At 51.4% G+C, this 18914-nt stretch carries 15 protein-coding genes and 2 pseudogenes; 11 read left to right on the forward strand and 6 right to left on the reverse strand.

Translation table 11 applies throughout. From position 1 onward, the window contains the following. The first annotated feature begins 183 nt into the window (after positions 1 to 183). Together bepA and arsC are read left to right on the forward strand one after the other, a co-directional pair. Entirely contained in the window at positions 184 to 1647 is a 1464-nt protein-coding gene (gene bepA, locus WN16_RS20775) for a beta-barrel assembly-enhancing protease (RefSeq protein WP_044701785.1), read from the forward strand. A 123-nt stretch (positions 1648 to 1770) separates the two neighbouring features. After that, a complete protein-coding gene (gene arsC, locus WN16_RS20780; RefSeq protein WP_003037937.1) occupies positions 1771 to 2130 on the forward strand; it encodes an arsenate reductase (glutaredoxin) in 360 nt (119 codons plus the stop codon). A 33-nt stretch (positions 2131 to 2163) separates the two neighbouring features. Here the strand turns inward: arsC and WN16_RS20785 are convergent, their stop codons facing one another. The 4 genes from WN16_RS20785 to WN16_RS20800 all read right to left on the reverse strand — a co-directional run bounded on the left by WN16_RS20785 (position 2164) and on the right by WN16_RS20800 (position 6587). Continuing rightward, complete coding sequence (locus WN16_RS20785; RefSeq protein WP_211924219.1) at positions 2164 to 2865, reverse strand: DnaA inactivator Hda; 702 nt, start codon at positions 2863 to 2865, stop codon at positions 2164 to 2166. A 95-nt stretch (positions 2866 to 2960) separates the two neighbouring features. Further along, positions 2961 to 4250: a uracil permease gene (gene uraA / locus WN16_RS20790; protein ID WP_003037932.1), complete on the reverse strand. Its 1290-nt coding sequence runs from the start codon at positions 4248 to 4250 to the stop codon at positions 2961 to 2963. Between the two features lie 96 nt (positions 4251 to 4346). Then, positions 4347 to 4973, reverse strand: a complete 627-nt coding sequence (gene upp, locus WN16_RS20795; protein WP_003037929.1) for a uracil phosphoribosyltransferase — start codon at positions 4971 to 4973, stop codon at positions 4347 to 4349. A 183-nt stretch (positions 4974 to 5156) separates the two neighbouring features. Further along, complete coding sequence (locus WN16_RS20800) at positions 5157 to 6587, reverse strand: 6-phospho-beta-glucosidase (RefSeq protein ID WP_044701787.1); 1431 nt, start codon at positions 6585 to 6587, stop codon at positions 5157 to 5159. Between the two features lie 295 nt (positions 6588 to 6882). Between WN16_RS20800 and purM the strand changes: the two genes are divergently transcribed. From purM to ppx, 4 genes are all read left to right on the forward strand, one after another. Continuing rightward, positions 6883 to 7920 carry a phosphoribosylformylglycinamidine cyclo-ligase gene (purM, locus tag WN16_RS20805; protein ID WP_003838485.1) on the forward strand — a complete coding sequence of 346 codons (1038 nt, stop codon included), beginning with the start codon at positions 6883 to 6885 and terminating at the stop codon, positions 7918 to 7920. Further along, positions 7917 to 8558, forward strand: coding sequence for a phosphoribosylglycinamide formyltransferase (gene purN / locus WN16_RS20810; protein WP_044701788.1), 642 nt, complete (start codon positions 7917 to 7919; stop codon positions 8556 to 8558). The genes purM and purN overlap by 4 nt, the downstream gene beginning before the upstream one ends. Positions 8559 to 8772: 214 nt before the next feature. After that, positions 8773 to 10839: a polyphosphate kinase 1 gene (ppk1, locus tag WN16_RS20815; RefSeq protein WP_003037917.1), complete on the forward strand. Its 2067-nt coding sequence runs from the start codon at positions 8773 to 8775 to the stop codon at positions 10837 to 10839. A gap of 4 nt (positions 10840 to 10843) precedes the next feature. Beyond that, on the forward strand, positions 10844 to 12385 hold the full coding sequence (gene ppx, locus WN16_RS20820; protein ID WP_003037914.1) for an exopolyphosphatase: 1542 nt from the start codon (positions 10844 to 10846) through the stop codon (positions 12383 to 12385). Here the strand turns inward: ppx and WN16_RS20825 are convergent. After that, positions 12365 to 14386 (reverse strand): annotated as a pseudogene (locus WN16_RS20825) (sensor domain-containing phosphodiesterase); the annotation flags it as partial. The gene ppx and the pseudogene WN16_RS20825 sit on opposite strands and share 21 nt — an antisense overlap. A 55-nt stretch (positions 14387 to 14441) precedes the next feature. Here WN16_RS20825 and WN16_RS20830 point away from each other — a divergent pair. Next, a protein-coding gene (locus tag WN16_RS20830) for an IS1-like element IS1B family transposase (RefSeq protein WP_095033700.1) occupies positions 14442 to 15139 on the forward strand; the annotation gives its coding sequence in 2 pieces (ribosomal slippage) (positions 14442 to 14691 and positions 14691 to 15139; 699 coding nt in all). 15 nt (positions 15140 to 15154) lie between these two features. Here WN16_RS20830 and WN16_RS20835 read toward each other — a convergent pair. Next, a pseudogene (locus tag WN16_RS20835) lies at positions 15155 to 15412 on the reverse strand (MASE1 domain-containing protein); the annotation flags it as partial. Between the two features lie 350 nt (positions 15413 to 15762). On the opposite strand from WN16_RS20835, the gene WN16_RS20840 reads away from it, so the two are divergent. The 4 genes from WN16_RS20840 (at position 15763) to WN16_RS20860 (ending at position 18819) form a co-directional block, all read left to right on the forward strand. Continuing rightward, entirely contained in the window at positions 15763 to 15966 is a 204-nt protein-coding gene (locus tag WN16_RS20840; protein ID WP_049002457.1) for a YfgG family protein, read from the forward strand. 364 nt (positions 15967 to 16330) lie between these two features. Then, positions 16331 to 17209, forward strand: a complete 879-nt coding sequence (gene mscS / locus WN16_RS20845) for a small-conductance mechanosensitive channel MscS (protein ID WP_003838477.1) — start codon at positions 16331 to 16333, stop codon at positions 17207 to 17209. Between the two features lie 405 nt (positions 17210 to 17614). Continuing rightward, the gene (sul2, locus tag WN16_RS20855; protein ID WP_001043260.1) at positions 17615 to 18430 is read left to right on the forward strand and encodes a sulfonamide-resistant dihydropteroate synthase Sul2; all 816 of its coding nucleotides are present in this window, start codon (positions 17615 to 17617) and stop codon (positions 18428 to 18430) included. A gap of 86 nt (positions 18431 to 18516) precedes the next feature. Continuing rightward, a complete protein-coding gene (locus WN16_RS20860; protein WP_000251875.1) occupies positions 18517 to 18819 on the forward strand; it encodes a phosphoglucosamine mutase in 303 nt (100 codons plus the stop codon). Positions 18820 to 18914: the final 95 nt, after the last annotated feature.

Below are 18914 nucleotides of genomic sequence, written 5' to 3' on the forward strand. Positions count from 1 at the left end.
TGTATCGAAATGTCACAAAAAAGACTTCGCTTTTTATGGCTGATTACGCAAAGTGAAAAGACATTTTTCCTGGGTGTTCATCGTCAGGTTTCGCAGTTACACTCCGTAAGCTTGCGGAGTGTGAACGATACTTCACAGCATTGGTCAAATGGCTATCTCAAAAAAGAATACAGGACAGAGGTTATGTTCAGGCAGTTGAAAAAAAACCTGGTTGCTACCCTCATTGCCGCACTGACTATCGGTCAGGTTGCGCCCGCATTTGCTGATACTGCGGACACCCTGCCTGATATGGGAACGTCGGCAGGCAGTACGCTTTCCATAGGACAGGAAATGCAGATGGGCGATTATTACGTACGCCAACTGCGCGGCAGTGCGCCATTAATTAATGATCCATTGCTCACCCAATACATTAATGCGCTGGGGATGCGTCTGGTCTCGCACGCCGACTCGGTAAAAACACCCTTCACATTCTTTTTGATCAACAACGATGAAATCAACGCCTTTGCTTTCTTTGGCGGCAACGTTGTCTTGCACTCCGCACTGTTCCGCTATTCCGACAACGAAAGCCAGTTAGCATCGGTCATGGCGCATGAAATCTCCCACGTCACTCAGCGCCACCTGGCGCGTGCAATGGAAGATCAGAAACGCAGTGCGCCGCTAACGTGGGTAGGTGCGCTAGGTTCAATTTTATTAGCGATGGCTAGCCCGCAGGCGGGTATGGCGGCGCTGACCGGTACGCTGGCGGGTACACGCCAGGGGATGATTAGCTTTACGCAACAAAATGAACAGGAAGCAGACCGCATCGGTATTCAGGTGCTGCAACGCTCGGGATTCGATCCCCAGGCCATGCCGACGTTCCTCGAAAAACTGCTCGATCAGGCCCGTTACTCTTCGCGTCCGCCGGAAATTTTGCTGACTCACCCCCTGCCTGAAAGCCGCCTGTCGGATGCCCGTAACCGCGCCAACCAAATGCGTCCGGTGGTCGTCCAGTCGTCAGAAGATTTTTATCTGGCTAAGGCACGAACCTTGGGCATGTACAACTCAGGTCGTAACCAGTTGACCGATGACCTGCTGAGTAACTGGTCGAAAGGCAACATACGTGAGCAACGTGCGGCACAATATGGCCGGGCATTGCAGGCGATGGAAGCCAGCAAATATGACGAGGCGCGTAAAGCGCTGCAACCGCTGCTGGCTGCAGACGCGAACAATGCCTGGTATCTCGACCTGGCAACGGATATCGATCTCGGCCAGAAGAAAACCAGTGATGCCATTAACCGCCTGAAAAACGCCCGCGACCTGCGCACTAACCCGGTACTGCAGCTCAACCTGGCGAATGCGTATCTACAGGGCGGACAAGCCAAAGAGGCGGCAACCATCCTGAATCGCTATACGTTTAACCATAAGGACGACCCTAACGGCTGGGATCTGTTAGCGCAAACGGAAGCCAACCTGAACAACCGCGATCAGGAGCTGGCGGCGCGGGCGGAGGGGTATGCCCTCGCCGGACGTCTGGATCAGGCGATTTCGATGCTCAGCAGCGCAAGCTCTCAGGTGAAACTGGGTAGCCAGCAACAGGCCAGATACGATGCCCGTATCGACCAGCTACGCCAGCTGCAAGAACGCTTTAAACCCTACACGAAGATGTAATTATCGAACCCTTGCCGGATGGCGACGCTGTAGCGTCTTATCCGGCCTACGTCAGACGCGATATGTAGGCCGGATAAGGTCTTTTGGCCGCCATCCGGCAGTATTGTTATGCAAGGAGAAGTCATGTCAGACGCGATTAAAATCTACCATAACCCACGCTGCTCCAAGAGCCGTGAAACGCTGGAATTACTGAAGTCCAATGGCGTGGACCCGGAAGTGGTGCTGTATCTGGAAACCCCGGCTGACGCCGCGACCCTGCGTGAACTTCTGCAGATGCTGGGTATGTCCAGCGCGCGTGAGCTGATGCGCCAGAAAGAGGATCTCTATAAATCGCTTAACCTGGCGGACAAAAATCTGAGTGAAGATGCGCTGATTCAGGCAATGGTGGAAAACCCGAAACTGATGGAGCGCCCGATCGTAGTTGCCAAAGGTCAGGCTCGAATTGGACGCCCGCCGGAGCAGGTACTGGAAATCGTCGGTTAACCGAAACCTGCCGCAGTCATTTGGCTGCGGCGCTTACAGCTTCAGAATTTCTTTTACGAACGGAATGGTCAGCTTACGCTGGGCGGTGATCGATGCGTGATCAAGCTGATCCAACGTCATAAACAGCGTACGCATTTCCCGATCCAGACGCTTAAGCAGAAAGCGGCCCACATCTTCCGGCAGTTCAAATCCGCGAAGTCTGGCGCGTAATTGCAACGCCTGCAGCTTATCTTCATCGGAAAGTGGTTGCAGCTTGTAGATTTGCCCCCAGTCCAGACGCGAAGCGAGATCTGGCAATCCCAGATTCAGCTGTCTTGGTGGACGATCGCCGGTGATCAGCAGGCGTGTTTTCCCCGACTCCAGGATACGGTTGTAGAGATCAAAGATCGCCATTTCCCACAGCGAATCACCGGCCACACATTCGATGTTATCGATGCATACCAGCGATAAATGCTCCATCCCGTCGAGCACCTCGGGGACGAACCAGGTACGTTTGTCGAGCGGCACGTAGCCTACCGCATCGCCGCGCGCGGACAGTTCCGCACAGGCTGCATGCAGCAAATGACTACGGCCAGCGCCTTCACGCGACCAGAGATAAATATACCCGCTATGTTCCTGACGCAGCACGTTTTGCAGTGCAGCCAGTAAAGAGGAGTTATCCCCCGGCCAGAAACTTGCGAAAGTTTCGTCGTCAGGAAGATAAAGTGGCAAAGAGAGCTGTGCCGGTGTGTTCAGAGATACCTCAACCCAGGATTTCATAAAATCGCGTTGAGTTTAACACAGAAATGCGTCGCGATAGAACCGGGCAGCATCGCCACCCGGTCAAAGGTTTACTGTTGCTCAGTGTCGGCATCTTTGGCGTCGAGCACCACTTCTTCTGGACGCAGCAGGCTGATAACTTTGAAAATCAGGCTCAGACAGACACCCACAATGGTCGCCAGCGCCATGCCTTTCAGCTCAGCAGCACCGATGTGAACTTTCGCGCCGCTGACGCCGATGATCAAAATGACCGAGGTCAGGATCAGGTTCTGTGCTTTGTTGTAGTCAACTTTTGACTCGATCAGCACGCGAATACCGGAAGCGCCAATCACTCCGTATAACAGCAGAGATACACCGCCCATGACCGGCAGCGGAATGATTTGGATCGCCGCAGCCAGTTTACCCACGCAGGAGAGCAGAATGGCGAAAATCGCCGCACCGCCAATAACCCAGGTACTGTAAACGCGGGTAATCGCCATGACGCCGATGTTCTCGCCGTACGTGGTGTTCGGCGTAGAACCGAAGAAGCCGGAGATCACCGTCGACAGGCCGTTAGCAAACATAGAACGATGCAGGCCAGGATCGCGAATCAAATCTTTTTTCACGATATTCGCCGTTACCACCAGGTGGCCGACGTGTTCAGCGATAACCACCAGCGCCGCAGGCAGAATAGTCAGAATAGCGACCCATTCAAAGCGCGGCGTGTAGAACGTCGGCAGAGCAAACCAGTGGGCCTGCGCTATCGGCGTGGTGTCCACGACGCCCATCACGAAGGAGAGCGCGTACCCGGCCAGCACCCCAATCAAAATCGGGATAATCGCCATAAAGCCACGGAACAGCACGGAACCAAATACCGTCACCGCCAGCGTCACCATTGAGATGATGATGGTTGTTGAGTCTGGCGCTTGTCCTTCCGCAGGCAGCAATCCCGCCATACCCGCAGCGACACCCGCCAGCTCCAGACCGATAACGGCAACGATTGCGCCCATCGCCGCAGGCGGGAACATTACATCCAGCCAGCCAGTACCGGCTTTCTTAACGATGAACGAAACCAGGCAGAACAGGATGCCACACATAATGAAACCGCCCAGCGCCACTTCATACCCTAGCGGCAGCAGCAGCAGAACCGGGGAAATGAACGCAAAGCTTGAACCGAGGTAAGCTGGAATTTTACCTTTACAAATAAAGAGATACAGTAAAGTACCAATACCGTTAAACAGCAGAACGGTAGCTGGGTTGATATGAAACAGGACTGGCACCAGTACCGTTGCGCCAAACATGGCGAACAGGTGCTGTAAACTAAGCGGGATTGTCTGTAAAAGCGGCGGTCTTTCACTCACCCCGATAGCACGGCGCGTCATAGTGTTTTCCTCTGAGTGTTGTTTGTTATTAGCGATTGGGTTGTTTTATTCAAAAAAAAGCCGACTCTTAAAGTCGGCTTCTTTTCACTTATTCGTTTACTTGGTACCAAAAATCTTATCGCCGGCATCGCCGAGCCCCGGAATAATGTATCCGTGCTCGTTCAGTCCCTGATCGATGGAGGCAGTGTACAGCTCAACATCCGGGTGCGCTTTTTCCAGCGCCGCGATACCTTCCGGCGCTGCAACCAGCACCAGGACTTTAATGCTGCTGCAGCCTGCTTTTTTCAGCAGGTCGATGGTAGCGATAACGGAACCGCCGGTTGCCAGCATCGGGTCAACGATCAGCGCCATACGCTCATCAATGTTAGAAACCAGCTTCTGGAAGTACGGAACCGGCTCCAGCGTCTCTTCATTACGGTACATACCGACCACGCTGATACGCGCGCTCGGAACGTTTTCCAGAACGCCTTCCATCATGCCCAGGCCCGCACGCAGGATTGGCACAACGGTGATTTTTTTACCTTTGATTTGGTCAACTTCAACCGGACCGTTCCAGCCTTCAATGGTCACCTTTTCGGTTTCCAGACCGGCGGTTGCTTCATAAGTCAGCAGGCTGCCAACTTCCGAGGCGAGTTCACGAAAGCGTTTAGTGCTGATGTCGTTTTCACGCATCAGTCCCAGCTTGTGTTTGACGAGTGGGTGTTTGACTTCCACGATCTTCATACTCTTCTCCTTTCCTCAGACGAGTGGCAACCACAAAAAAAATCGCCGGATTATACCGCTTTTCGTCTCTGGCGCAACACTGCATACGCTTGATATGGATCAACCAAAATCGTTTGCGTCTGGATGATGAGTATAAAACAACCCCCACAATAAGTGCGGGGGTTGTTATCAATGCTATGAATTTTATAGATTTTCAGCATTACTCTGGATGACGTTTTGATACCATGAAAAAGATTTCTTCGGCGAGCGTGCTAATGTCCCACTCCCGTCATTATTTTTATCAACATAGATAAAGCCGTAGCGTTTTTTCATCTCCCCCGTCCCGGCCGAGACTAAATCAATACAGCCCCACGGGGTATAGCCCATCAGATCCACGCCATCTTCCACCACCGCTTTTTTCATTTCGCGGATATGCGCGGCCATATAGTCAATACGATAGGAATCATCCACCGAACCGTCGGCCTGCTGCACGTCAATCGCCCCAAAGCCGTTTTCTACAATAAACAGCGGCAACTGATAATGATCCCAGAACCAGTTCAGCGAATAGCGCAGACCGACGGGATCAATCTGCCAGCCCCAGTCCGACTTCTGCACGTACGGGTTAGAAACCAGGCTTTTCGACTCGTCGTAATCCAGCTGTGGGTTGTCCGCCGTTGCCTGGGTCGCGAAAGACATATAATAGCTAAAGCCGATGTAATCAACGCAGCCCTCGGTCAGCGCCTGACGGTCTTCCTCGGTGATATCCAGTTCAAAGCCACGACGGGCAAAGTAATTGAGAAGATGCTGCGGGTATTTGCCGCGCACATGGACGTCAGTAAACCAGTAACGCCGGTGCATAGCATTCATCGCCATCATCATGTCGTTCGGCGCACAGGTCAGCGGATAAATTGGGCACATCGCAATCATGCAGCCAATTTGCAGCGCCGGGTTAATTTCACGCGCGACCTTCACCGACAGCGCGCTTGCCACCAGCTCGTAGTGCGCAGCCTGGTACATGACCGGCTCGCGGTCTTCACCAGGCAGATATTTCAGGCCAGAGTTAGTAAAGGGCGCGAAGTCTTCGTGATAATTTGCCTGATTGTTAATCTCATTAAACGTCATCCAGTACTTCACTTTGTGCTGGTAACGAGTGAAAACCACCCGGGCAAAACGGACAAAAAAGTCGATAAGCTTACGGTTGCGCCAGCCGCCGTACTCCGTCACCAGATGGTAGGGCATCTCGAAGTGCGACAACGTAATCACCGGTTCAATGCCATATTTCAGACATTCGTCGAACAGATCATCATAGAACTGCAGGCCAGCTTCATTAGGTTGCGCTTCGTCACCTAAAGGGAAAATCCGCGTCCAGGCAATAGAAGTGCGAAAACATTTAAACCCCATTTCGGCAAACAGCTTGATGTCGTCTTTATAGCGATGATAAAAATCGATGGCATCGTGGTTAGGGTAGTTTTTACCGGCAATCACACCGTCAGTAATTTCACGCGCCACGCCATGCGCCCCCGCCGTCATGACATCGGCAACGCTAATTCCTTTACCGCCCTCCTGCCAGCCACCTTCCAGTTGATGAGCGGCGACAGCGCCACCCCACATGAAATCTGCTTTAAATCCTGACATCCCCTTCCCCTATCGTGATGACTCTGCGCAAAACGCTCCAAATGAGGCCCGCAACAGAAAACAGAAACCGGTTTCAGTACGATACTGTGCATTCGGCTGGCAGGTTTCAAGCACAAGGCTGTACCCGGTTTCATTTTCGTGGCGCAGTTCAAACAAATAGATAAATGATTGTAAAATGCTGAAAAAACCAGCAGATAAAACTTGATGCAGAGCAGGCTCGCAAACGTTTGCTTTCCCTGTTAGAATTGCGCCGAATTTAACTTTTACTGCAAGTAAACATGTGGGGAAGCAGGCAGTGACCGATAAAACCTCTCTTAGCTACAAAGATGCCGGTGTTGATATTGATGCAGGTAATGCTCTGGTTGATCGAATCAAAGGCGTAGTAAAGAAAACGCGTCGTCCGGAAGTTATGGGTGGTCTGGGTGGCTTCGGTGCGCTGTGCGCATTGCCGCAAAAATATCGTGAACCGGTACTGGTTTCCGGCACTGATGGCGTTGGTACAAAACTGCGTCTGGCGATGGATCTGAAACGCCACGACACTATCGGCATTGACCTCGTCGCAATGTGCGTCAACGACCTCGTGGTTCAGGGCGCTGAGCCGCTGTTCTTCCTCGACTACTATGCAACCGGCAAACTGGATGTGGACACCGCAGCCAGCGTCATTAACGGGATTGCCGAAGGCTGCCTGCAGTCTGGCTGTGCGCTGGTCGGTGGGGAAACAGCTGAAATGCCGGGGATGTACCACGGCGAAGATTACGACGTGGCTGGTTTCTGCGTTGGCGTCGTCGAAAAATCAGAGATTATCGACGGTTCTAAAGTGGCTGACGGCGACGTACTGATTGCGCTCGGCTCCAGCGGTCCGCACTCCAACGGTTACTCTCTGGTGCGTAAAATCGTTGAAGTCAGCGGTTGTGACCCGGAAACCACCGAGCTTGAAGGCAAGTCGCTGGCCGATCACCTGCTGGCTCCGACCCGCATTTACGTAAAATCCATTCTGGAACTGATCGAGAAGGTTGATGTGCACGCCATTGCCCACCTGACCGGCGGCGGCTTCTGGGAAAATATTCCACGCGTTCTGCCAGACAACACGCAGGCCGTGATCGACGAGTCTTCCTGGCAGTGGCCAGCCGTCTTCAACTGGCTGCAAACGGCGGGTAACGTCAGCCAGCATGAGATGTATCGCACCTTTAACTGCGGCGTAGGTATGGTTATCGCCCTGCCAGCTCCGGAAGTGGATAAAGCCCTGGCTTTGCTCAATGAGAAAGGTGAAAACGCATGGAAAATCGGTATCATCAAAGCTTCTGATTCCGAACAGCGTGTGGTCATTGAATGAAAAACATTGTGGTGCTCATTTCCGGTAACGGAAGCAATTTGCAGGCGATAATAGACGCCTGCGAACAGAAAAAAATCAATGGCACCATACGTGCAGTATTCAGTAACAAGGCCGATGCGTTCGGCCTTGAACGCGCACGCGAAGCGAATATTCCAGCGTACTCGCTGGAAGCCGCCCAGTTTGCAAGTCGCGAAGCCTTCGACCGCCAACTGATACAAGAAATTGACGCCTGGGCGCCGGATGTCGTGGTGCTGGCCGGTTATATGCGCATTCTCAGCCCGGCGTTTGTCGCGCACTATTCTGAACGATTGCTGAATATCCACCCGTCTTTATTGCCAAAGTATCCCGGCCTGCATACGCACCGCCAGGTACTGGAAAACGGCGATGAAGAGCATGGTACCTCAGTCCACTTCGTCACTGATGAACTGGACGGCGGACCCGTTATTCTTCAGGCCAAAGTTCCGGTATTTGAAGGCGACAGCGAAGATGATGTCACGGCACGGGTTCAGGCTCAGGAACATACCATTTACCCACTGGTGGTAAGCTGGTTTATTGATGGTCGCCTGAAGATGCGTGATAACGCTACATGGCTGGATGGCGTTCGTCTGCCGCCGCAAGGCTACGCCGCCGACGAATAATAAAATTCAACCTGTAAGCCGCATGTCACCATCCGGCTTACAGGCATAACTACCTTTTCCGGTTAATACCACCGGTATTCATCTACGCTCCCCCTTTCTCTTTGCTATCAGACGGTTTATTGTCATATTTTTCTGGCACAGTTGGACATCTGAGAGCAATGCTCGCCATAATAAATCGGTAGTGTCCCGTGAATGAAACGGAGTAAAAGTGGTAATGGGTCAGGAAAAGCTATACATCGAGAAAGAACTCAGTTGGTTAGCGTTCAACGAACGCGTACTCCAGGAAGCTGCTGATAAGTCAAACCCGTTGATCGAACGGATGCGTTTCTTAGGCATCTATTCCAATAACCTCGACGAGTTTTATAAGGTTCGTTTTGCCGAACTGAAGCGCCGAATCATTATTAGCGAAGAACAGGGTTCAAACTCTCACTCCCGCCATCTGTTAGGCAAAATCCAGGCCCGCGTATTAAAAGCCGATCAGGAATTTGACGGTCTGTACAACGAGTTGCTGCTGGAGATGGCGCGCAATCAGATTTTCTTAATCAACGAACGTCAGCTATCGGCCAATCAGCAGAGCTGGTTGCGTCATTACTTCAAGCAATATCTTCGCCAGCACATCACGCCGATCCTGATTAACCGCGAGACGGATTTAGTCCAGTTTTTGAAAGATGACTACACCTATCTGGCGGTAGAGATTATCCGCGGCGATACAATCCGCTACGCGCTGCTGGAAATCCCTTCCGACAAGGTTCCCCGTTTTGTGAATTTGCCGCCGGAAACCCCGCGGCGTCGCAAACCGATGATCCTGCTGGACAACATCTTACGCTACTGCCTGGACGATATTTTCAAAGGGTTCTTTGATTACGACGCACTTAACGCCTATTCGATGAAAATGACCCGTGACGCCGAATACGATTTGGTGCACGAGATGGAATCGAGCCTGATGGAGCTGATGTCCTCCAGCCTGAAACAGCGTCTGACCGCAGAGCCTGTGCGTTTCGTCTATCAGCGCGACATGCCCAATGCGTTGGTCGAGGTGCTACGTGAAAAACTGACGATTTCTCGCTACGACTCAATTGTTCCCGGCGGGCGTTACCATAACTTCAAAGACTTTATTAACTTCCCCAACGTTGGCAAAGCCAACCTGGTGAATAAACCGCTGCCGCGTCTGCGCCACATCTGGTTCGACAATGAGAAATTCCGTAACGGATTTGATGCAATCCGCGAGCGCGATGTGCTGCTGTATTACCCGTATCACACCTTTGAGCACGTTCTTGAACTGTTGCGCCAGGCGTCTTTCGACCCGAGCGTGCTGGCGATAAAGATCAACATCTACCGTGTGGCGAAAGACTCGCGCATCATCGACGCGATGATCCATGCCGCGCATAACAGTAAAAAAGTCACCGTGGTAGTGGAATTGCAGGCGCGCTTTGATGAAGAAGCCAACATTCATTGGGCCAAGCGCCTGACCGAAGCGGGCGTTCACGTCATCTTCTCCGCGCCGGGTCTGAAAATTCACGCCAAACTGTTCCTTATCTCGCGTAAAGAAGGTGATGAAGTCGTGCGCTATGCGCATATCGGGACGGGCAACTTCAACGAAAAAACGGCGCGGCTGTACACCGACTACTCGTTGCTGACCGCTGATTCACGCATCACCAACGAAGTGCGTCGGGTGTTCAACTTCATCGAAAACCCGTATCGTCCGGTGACGTTCGATTATCTGCTGGTTTCTCCGCAGAACTCACGCCGTCTGCTGTACGCGATGATCGACAAAGAGATCGCCAATGCGCAGCAAGGCCAGCCTTCCGGTATCACGCTAAAACTGAACAACCTGGTCGATAAAGGCCTGGTTGATCGTCTCTATGCGGCCTCAAGCTCAGGCGTACCGGTTAATTTGTTGATTCGCGGAATGTGCTCACTGATTCCAAACCTGGAAGGCATTAGCGACAATATTCGTGTTATCAGCATCGTTGATCGCTATCTTGAACATGACCGGGTCTACATCTTCGAGAACGGGGGCGACAAGCAGGTGTATCTCTCCTCCGCAGACTGGATGACAAGAAACATCGATTATCGTATCGAAGTTGCTACACCGCTTCTTGACCCGCGCCTTAAGCAGCGCGTGCTGGATATTATCGATATCCTGTTCAGCGACACGGTGAAGGCCCGCTTCATCGATAAAGAACTCAGTAATCGCTACGTACCGCGCGGAAACCGCCGTAAGGTTCAGTCACAATTGGCGATTTACGACTACATCAAATCACTCGAGCAACCTGACTAACGCTATGCCAATACACGACAAGACTCCACGACCGCAGGAATTTGCTGCGGTCGACCTTGGTTCAAACAGTTTCCATATGGTCATTGCCCGCGTGGTAGATGGCGCAATGCAGATTATCGGGCGGCTGAAACAGCGCGTTCATCTGGCGGATGGTCTCGGCGAAGATAACAAGCTGAGCGAAGAGGCAATGGAACGCGGATTAAGCTGCCTGTCGCTGTTCGCCGAACGCCTGCAGGGCTTTCCCCCGTCAAGCGTATGCATCGTGGGAACCCATACTTTGCGTCAGGCGCTGAATGCGACCGATTTTCTCAAGCGAGCGGAAAAAGTCATCCCCTACCCGATTGAGATTATCTCCGGTAACGAAGAAGCCCGACTGATTTTTATGGGCGTGGAGCACACTCAGCCGGAAAAAGGCCGCAAGCTGGTTATCGATATCGGCGGTGGCTCAACAGAACTGGTGATCGGCGAAGATTTCGAACCCAAGCTGGTCGAAAGCCGCCGTATGGGCTGCGTCAGTTTTGCCCAGATGTATTTCCCGGGCGGTGTTATCAGCCGGGAAAACTTCCAGCGTGCCCGCATGGCGGCAGCGCAAAAGCTTGAAACCTTAACGTGGCAGTTTCGCATTCAGGGCTGGAACGTCGCAATGGGCGCGTCAGGCACGATTAAAGCGGCACACGAAGTGCTGCTGGAGATGGGTGAAAAAGACGGTTTTATCACCCCCGAACGCCTGGACAAACTGACATCTGAAGTGCTGAAGCATGCGTCATTTGATGCGCTCAGCTTGCCGGGATTGTCAGAAGAACGAAAAGCAGTGTTTGTACCCGGACTCGCGATTCTGTGCGGCGTTTTTGACGCGTTGGCTATCCGCGAACTTCGCCTTTCTGATGGCGCACTACGCGAAGGCGTACTGTACGAGATGGAAGGACGTTTTCGCCACCAGGACGTTCGCAGCCGTACCGCCAGCAGTCTGGCGAACCAGTACAACATTGACAGTGAACAGGCCCGGCGCGTACTGGAAACAACGATGCAAATGTACGACCAGTGGCATACGCAACAGCCCAAACTAGCCAATCCTCAACTGGAAGCATTACTGCGCTGGGCAGCGATGCTGCATGAGGTTGGGCTGAACATCAACCACAGCGGCTTACATCGCCACTCTGCTTATATCTTACAAAACAGCGATTTACCGGGGTTTAATCAGGAGCAACAACTGATGATGGCAACATTAGTTCGTTATCATCGCAAAGCGGTGAAACTGGATGATTTGCCCCGCTTTACACTGTTCAAGAAAAAACAGTTTCTGCCATTAATTCAACTGTTACGCCTCGGCGTGCTGCTGAATAATCAGCGTCAGGCGACCACCACGCCGCCAACCCTGACTCTGATAACCGACGACAACCACTGGACCTTACGTTTCCCGCATGACTGGTTTAGCCAAAATGCGCTGGTGCTGCTCGATCTGGAAAAAGAGCAGCAATACTGGGAGGGCGTAACCGGCTGGCGTCTCAAAATTGAAGAAGAAACCTCACCCGATATCGCCGCATAAACTCAGAACAGGTGCCAGCGCGTCTGGTGCCTGTTCTTCCAGCGTTTCATGCAATGGCTGTGGTTTGCCAATCAAGTACCCCTGCATGTAGTCAATCCCCAGCGAAATTACCGCACTGCGTATTTCTTCACTTTCGACGTACTCCGCAACCACCAGCATTCTTTTCATCCGAGCCAGATGGCAAATAGAGGCCACGATCTGGTAGTCGAGGCTATTCGAAACGATACTGCGAATAAAGCTGCCATCAATTTTCAGGATATCGGCACTCACATTCTTCAGCCGCGCATAGCTGGCGTAACCCGTACCAAAATCATCAATCGCAATCTGACAGCCCAGTGATTGCAGCTGCAGTAACGTTGCCTGTGCCTGTTCCGCATTGGTTAAGGCGTTGCTTTCCGTGACTTCAAAAATCAACTGCCACGCTTCAACCTTATACTTAACCAGTAGCTGCTTGATGTCATGCGGAAGTCGGGCGCGACATATCGACGTGGGTGACAAGTTAATGGCAAACCGACGGGCGGGCATTTTTTCCCGATTCTGTGCCATAAACTTCAGCGTATTTTCAATCACCCACATATCGATGCTGGACGACAAGCCAAACTCATGTGCAATCGGCAAGAAGCAATCAGGCGGGATGGTTTCACCGTCATCTCCCTCAAGGCGCAGCAGGATTTCATGATAAACGTCGCCGCGTACGCCAAAAATCGGCTGCGCCATCAGGAAAAAACGATTGTGCTCCAGCGCCAGCTGTAGACGATTCATCATCGCAACCTTATCTTTCAGGTCACGTTGCAAGTGCATGACGCCTCGGCGCTGCAAGTTCTCTGGTGAATTGGTCGCCAGAGAAAGCTCGGCAATGGTGCTTAACTCTCCCAGTAACAGATAGATATGGTTAACAGGAGAACGGACACAGCAAAAACTGATCCCCACCTGCGGCTGTAAAAGCATGCCATCCCAAATAAAACGGAACTGCTTGATATGCCTATCCAGGGCTTCAATGCGCTCCTGATACGACTCAGTGTTAAAACGCAAAACTAAGTCATTACCCGATAACTGATAGACATGCTCATCCTGTGCCAACAGTGGCGTTATCCACTGTGAGAGTTTTTGCTTGTACTGGATACGCAGCATAATGCCGTAATTTTTTACCAGTAGCTCCATGCCCGGAACACGCAAAAAGCAGAGCACTGACCATGGCGTTTTTTTCAAATCCCGGTTCAATGCGCGCAAATTTGGCAGATGCACCATCGGATCAAAGAATGCCAGACGATGGTTGCGCCGGGTAACAAAGCGTTGGCGCGTTGCCAGTACGGCAATGAAGTTCACGATGAAGGAGAAAACAAGATAACTCGATGAGGTAATGGCAAGCTGGGTATCGTAGCCAGAATACCAGGGCATATAGCGCTGGTAATAATGAATTGCGGTAATAAGTACGACAGACCATATCAGCGAAATAAATCTGTAACCGTAACGCATTGCTCCCCAGAGCATGACAGGTAGCAACAACGACAGAGTATAATTTGTGCTGAATATTGAGCTTTGTTCATTTAACGGCATACACAGCAATGCCATAAGTACAGCCAATATAATCAGCCAGACCGCAACCTCAGTTTTGGTAACTTTGGTATCAAACTGCTGCTTTAATTGAGAAAAATAGCCTCTGACATGCAAAGGGTTGCGGATCGTGCGAATAATAAAGTAGCACAAAGGAACCCCAATCAGATTCCCGACCAGCATAGCCTGATAGTTGATCAACGTGCCAGTATTAAAGGGCATAACCCCCACCATGCCGGATTTACTCTCATAAACGCCCACAAACGCGGCAAACTGGAAGAGGATCAGAAACAGCGTCGCCGGGCAAAAGACCTGCCAAAACATGCGCTGAAACATCAGGTGGGAGTCACCGTGAGACACGTTGTTCCGCCGGGGTGCAAATACTTTATACCCTCCCCAACTCAGCACTATCGTTACAATAAAGTGCGAAATTATTGAGAGCGTTTCGGTGATGCTGCCAACTTACTGATTTAGTGTATGATGGTGTTTTTGAGGTGCTCCAGTGGCTTCTGTTTCTATCAGCTGTCCCTCCTGTTCAGCTACTGACGGGGTGGTGCGTAACGGCAAAAGCACCGCCGGACATCAGCGCTATCTCTGCTCTCACTGCCGTAAAACATGGCAACTGCAGTTCACTTACACCGCTTCTCAACCCGGTACGCACCAGAAAATCATTGATATGGCCATGAATGGCGTTGGATGCCGGGCAACCGCCCGCATTATGGGCGTTGGCCTCAACACGATTTTCCGCCATTTAAAAAACTCAGGCCGCAGTCGGTAACCTCGCGCATACAGCCGGGCAGTGACGTCATCGTCTGCGCGGAAATGGACGAACAGTGGGGATACGTCGGGGCTAAATCGCGCCAGCGCTGGCTGTTTTACGCGTATGACAGGCTCCGGAAGACGGTTGTTGCGCACGTATTCGGTGAACGCACTATGGCGACGCTGGGGCGTCTTATGAGCCTGCTGTCACCCTTTGACGTGGTGATATGGATGACGGATGGCTGGCCGCTGTATGAATCCCGCCTGAAGGGAAAGCTGCACGTAATCAGCAAGCGATATACGCAGCGAATTGAGCGGCATAACCTGAATCTGAGGCAGCACCTGGCACGGCTGGGACGGAAGTCGCTGTCGTTCTCAAAATCGGTGGAGCTGCATGACAAAGTCATCGGGCATTATCTGAACATAAAACACTATCAATAAGTTGGAGTCATTACCGAGCGTTTCAAATAACCCAACCTGCGGATATTTGTAGCAGATAATGGAAATGATAATTCCCGGCAATGCCGCCCAGCCAAAAAATAGCATCAGGCTAATCATCAACGCCAAAGGCATGTAGAAAAGAATTACGGTCCCAGTACTAATATGGGCATAGGTATTGGCAGTGCTCAATATAGGCAACAGCAAAGATGGTATGATGAGAGGTAACGCCCACCATCTATCTCTCATACAAATATAATTTTTATTGAGTTTCATAGATGCTCAGTAGAATCCCGCACATCCTGCAGGGGGTATTCAGACAGGCATCCCACCTGACTCTAAAATGATGAAGTTAAATACATTACTATGTCTCATCAATTTTAGTTATCAGTAAAGGGTGACGTTTGATATATATCAAAAAAAAAGCCCCTCATTAATCAATTATTACTATTTTCATCGTTTCTTATCGTTAATTCATTATTAATGCAAATAATAATATTAATTTTCATAACATATGAGGATAAAACAACTGAAGCAATTTTACATAACGAAAAATTGACCATTGCCTCACAGTATGCCTTAATGTGAGTATCGCCCTCAGTTGGGTACACTACAAGGAACCTTTTGTGAGCCAGGTTACCAGCCTACGCAAACGACACCGATTTAATAGTCGCATGATCCGGATCGTACTGCTTATCAGCTTTCTCTTCTTCTTCGGACGCTTCGTCTACTCCGCTATAGGTGCGTGGCACCACCACCAGAACAAAAAAGACTCTCAGCAGATCACCCAGCCGCAACAGGCATCTCCTGCTCAAACCGACGCGCGCTGATCGCTCGCGCCTGTAATATCTCAGCATTAAGATTCCTTACCGGATGGCTAATCGCCTGACATTTAACCATCCGGTAAGGGATTTGAGTGATGAAACAATACGCTGCCTTACCCACCACACGCACGGAGTTATCCGATAACAGACCGTGTTTTTCGCACAAATTCACAATCTTTTAATCTCACTTCACTGCACCATTCGCGCTCATTTTTACGTTCCGATTTACTGGGTATAAAAAGACACACTGTGTTCAAATAGACGCCAATTAATATCACCAGAAAATATCACAGGTGAAAGCATTAATATTATGTATGAAATTAAATGCTTATTTGAATCATTACCATTTTAAATTCTACAGGGTAATACCATGAGTGGTTTTTCATTATTTCCGAAAATAAGCAGCGGTCTTGAATGGATCGCTGGACACAGCGATGCGGTTATTCAATTCGGCTGGAATATCGTTGCCGCCGTAATTTTACTGTTTGTCGGTAAATTTGTCTCTCGCCTGATCTCCAGTGGTCTGGAAAAATTACTTTTAAAACGTAAAGTTGACCGAACCATTATCCAGTTCTTCACCGCGCTGGTACGTTACATTACTCTCGCCTTTGCCGTTGTTGCCGCATTGGGTCGCGTCGGTATCGAAACATCCTCCATTATTGCCGTCATTGGTGCCGCCGGGTTGGCCATTGGACTCGCGCTACAAGGATCGCTTTCCAACTTTGCCGCTGGCGTACTATTGGTCTCCCTGCGTCCATTCCGCGCCGGAGAAGTGGTACAAATTGGGGCAGTCACCGGAACGGTGGAAAAGGTACATATTTTCTCCACCACCCTGCTCACCGCCGACAGCAAAGAAGTGGTCATTCCAAACGGTAAGATCATCGCTGACAATATCATTAACTATTCCCGCCACCCTTTCCGCCGTATCGATCTGGTGATTGGCGTCGGCTATCAGAGCCGGATAGCTGACGTTAAGCGCGTGATTAACCATATTATCGATCAGGATACCCGCATCGATAAGCAACGTGGGGTAACCGTTCGTCTGGGCGAACTGGGCGCTTCAGCATTGAATTTTTACGTCCGCGTATGGGTGCCCAACATCGAATACTGGAATACCTATTACGATTTGCTGGAAAACATTAAAGAAGCCCTGGACGCCAACCATATCTCCCTGCCGTATCCGCAGATGGATATTCGCGTTGAGAACGTAGCCCCCCAATCTCAACCCCAGCTACAGTTGGTTGATTAATTCACAGCGCTTCGGTATGAGCGCAATAAAAACCCCTCTATAAAAAGAGGGTTTTTTTTACATATTACCGGTTCAGAAACCGCTAACAGAAAGGGCTATTATTCCCACTCTATTGTAAACAAGACATTTTTATCTTTTATATTCAATGGCTTATTTTCCTGCTAATTGGTAATACCATGAAAAATACCATGCTCAGAAAAGGCTTAACAATATTTTGAAAAATTGCCTACTGAGCGCTGCCGCACAGCTCCATAGGCCGCTTTCCTTGCTTTGCTTCCAGATGTATGCTCTTCTGCTCCTGCAGCTAATGGATCACCGCAAACAGGTTACTCGCCTGGGGATTCCCTTTCGACCCGAGCATCCGTATGAGACTCATGCTCGATTATTATTATTATAGAAGCCCCCATGAATAAATCGCTCATCATTTTCGGCATCGTCAACATAACCTCGGACAGTTTCTCCGATGGAGGCCGGTATCTGGCGCCAGACGCAGCCATTGCGCAGGCGCGTAAGCTGATGGCCGAGGGGGCAGATGTGATCGACCTCGGTCCGGCATCCAGCAATCCCGACGCCGCGCCTGTTTCGTCCGACACAGAAATCGCGCGTATCGCGCCGGTGCTGGACGCGCTCAAGGCAGATGGCATTCCCGTCTCGCTCGACAGTTATCAACCCGCGACGCAAGCCTATGCCTTGTCGCGTGGTGTGGCCTATCTCAATGATATTCGCGGTTTTCCAGACGCTGCGTTCTATCCGCAATTGGCGAAATCATCTGCCAAACTCGTCGTTATGCATTCGGTGCAAGACGGGCAGGCAGATCGGCGCGAGGCACCCGCTGGCGACATCATGGATCACATTGCGGCGTTCTTTGACGCGCGCATCGCGGCGCTGACGGGTGCCGGTATCAAACGCAACCGCCTTGTCCTTGATCCCGGCATGGGGTTTTTTCTGGGGGCTGCTCCCGAAACCTCGCTCTCGGTGCTGGCGCGGTTCGATGAATTGCGGCTGCGCTTCGATTTGCCGGTGCTTCTGTCTGTTTCGCGCAAATCCTTTCTGCGCGCGCTCACAGGCCGTGGTCCGGGGGATGTCGGGGCCGCGACACTCGCTGCAGAGCTTGCCGCCGCCGCAGGTGGAGCTGACTTCATCCGCACACACGAGCCGCGCCCCTTGCGCGACGGGCTGGCGGTATTGGCGGCGCTGAAAGAAACCGCAAGAATTCGTTAACTGCACATTCGGGATATTTCTCTATATTCGCGGTTCAGCAGGCATGTCCCCTTTGAGGGCGACCCGACGACAGGATAATCGACCTTATGGTGCGCAAATATTTCGGCACAGACGGTATTCGTGGCAAAGCCAACGAAGGCGCGATGACGGCGGAAACCGCCTTGCGCGTCGGCATGGCGGCTGGCCGTGTCTTTCGTCGCGGTGACCACCGCCATCGTGTCGTGATCGGCAAGGATACGCGCCTGTCGGGCTATATGCTTGAACCCGCGCTCACAGCCGGTTTCACCTCGATGGGCATGGACGTATTCCTTTTTGGCCCGCTGCCGACAACGTATAGGAAGAATAAACGCCCTTTTCACCCAAGTCCAACAGCTTTGGACCGCAGTTGACTCTTTCGACACCCCTGCGATGCAACCCAATCCGGCTGACGGGGAGCCAGCAACGCTGAAAATTTACCCTCCTCTTTCCCACTAGCGGCTCCTTT

The organism is Citrobacter sp. ABFQG (assembly GCF_004322975.1).
GTDB classification, from domain to species: domain Bacteria; phylum Pseudomonadota; class Gammaproteobacteria; order Enterobacterales; family Enterobacteriaceae; genus Citrobacter; species Citrobacter freundii.

Excerpts from the sequence above, each read along its gene's own strand:
- bepA (WP_044701785.1), top strand. The coding sequence starts at position 184 with ATGTTCAGGCAGTTGAAAAAAAACCTGGTTGCTACCCTCATTGCCGCA.
- arsC (WP_003037937.1), top strand. The coding sequence starts at position 1,771 with ATGTCAGACGCGATTAAAATCTACCATAACCCACGCTGCTCCAAGAGC.
- uraA (WP_003037932.1), bottom strand. The coding sequence starts at position 4,250 with ATGACGCGCCGTGCTATCGGGGTGAGTGAAAGACCGCCGCTTTTACAG.
- upp (WP_003037929.1), bottom strand. The coding sequence starts at position 4,973 with ATGAAGATCGTGGAAGTCAAACACCCACTCGTCAAACACAAGCTGGGA.
- WN16_RS20800 (WP_044701787.1), bottom strand. The coding sequence starts at position 6,587 with ATGTCAGGATTTAAAGCAGATTTCATGTGGGGTGGCGCTGTCGCCGCT.
- purN (WP_044701788.1), top strand. The coding sequence starts at position 7,917 with ATGAAAAACATTGTGGTGCTCATTTCCGGTAACGGAAGCAATTTGCAG.
- ppk1 (WP_003037917.1), top strand. The coding sequence starts at position 8,773 with ATGGGTCAGGAAAAGCTATACATCGAGAAAGAACTCAGTTGGTTAGCG.
- ppx (WP_003037914.1), top strand. The coding sequence starts at position 10,844 with ATGCCAATACACGACAAGACTCCACGACCGCAGGAATTTGCTGCGGTC.
- mscS (WP_003838477.1), top strand. The coding sequence starts at position 16,331 with ATGAGTGGTTTTTCATTATTTCCGAAAATAAGCAGCGGTCTTGAATGG.
- sul2 (WP_001043260.1), top strand. The coding sequence starts at position 17,615 with ATGAATAAATCGCTCATCATTTTCGGCATCGTCAACATAACCTCGGAC.
- WN16_RS20860 (WP_000251875.1), top strand. The coding sequence starts at position 18,517 with ATGGTGCGCAAATATTTCGGCACAGACGGTATTCGTGGCAAAGCCAAC.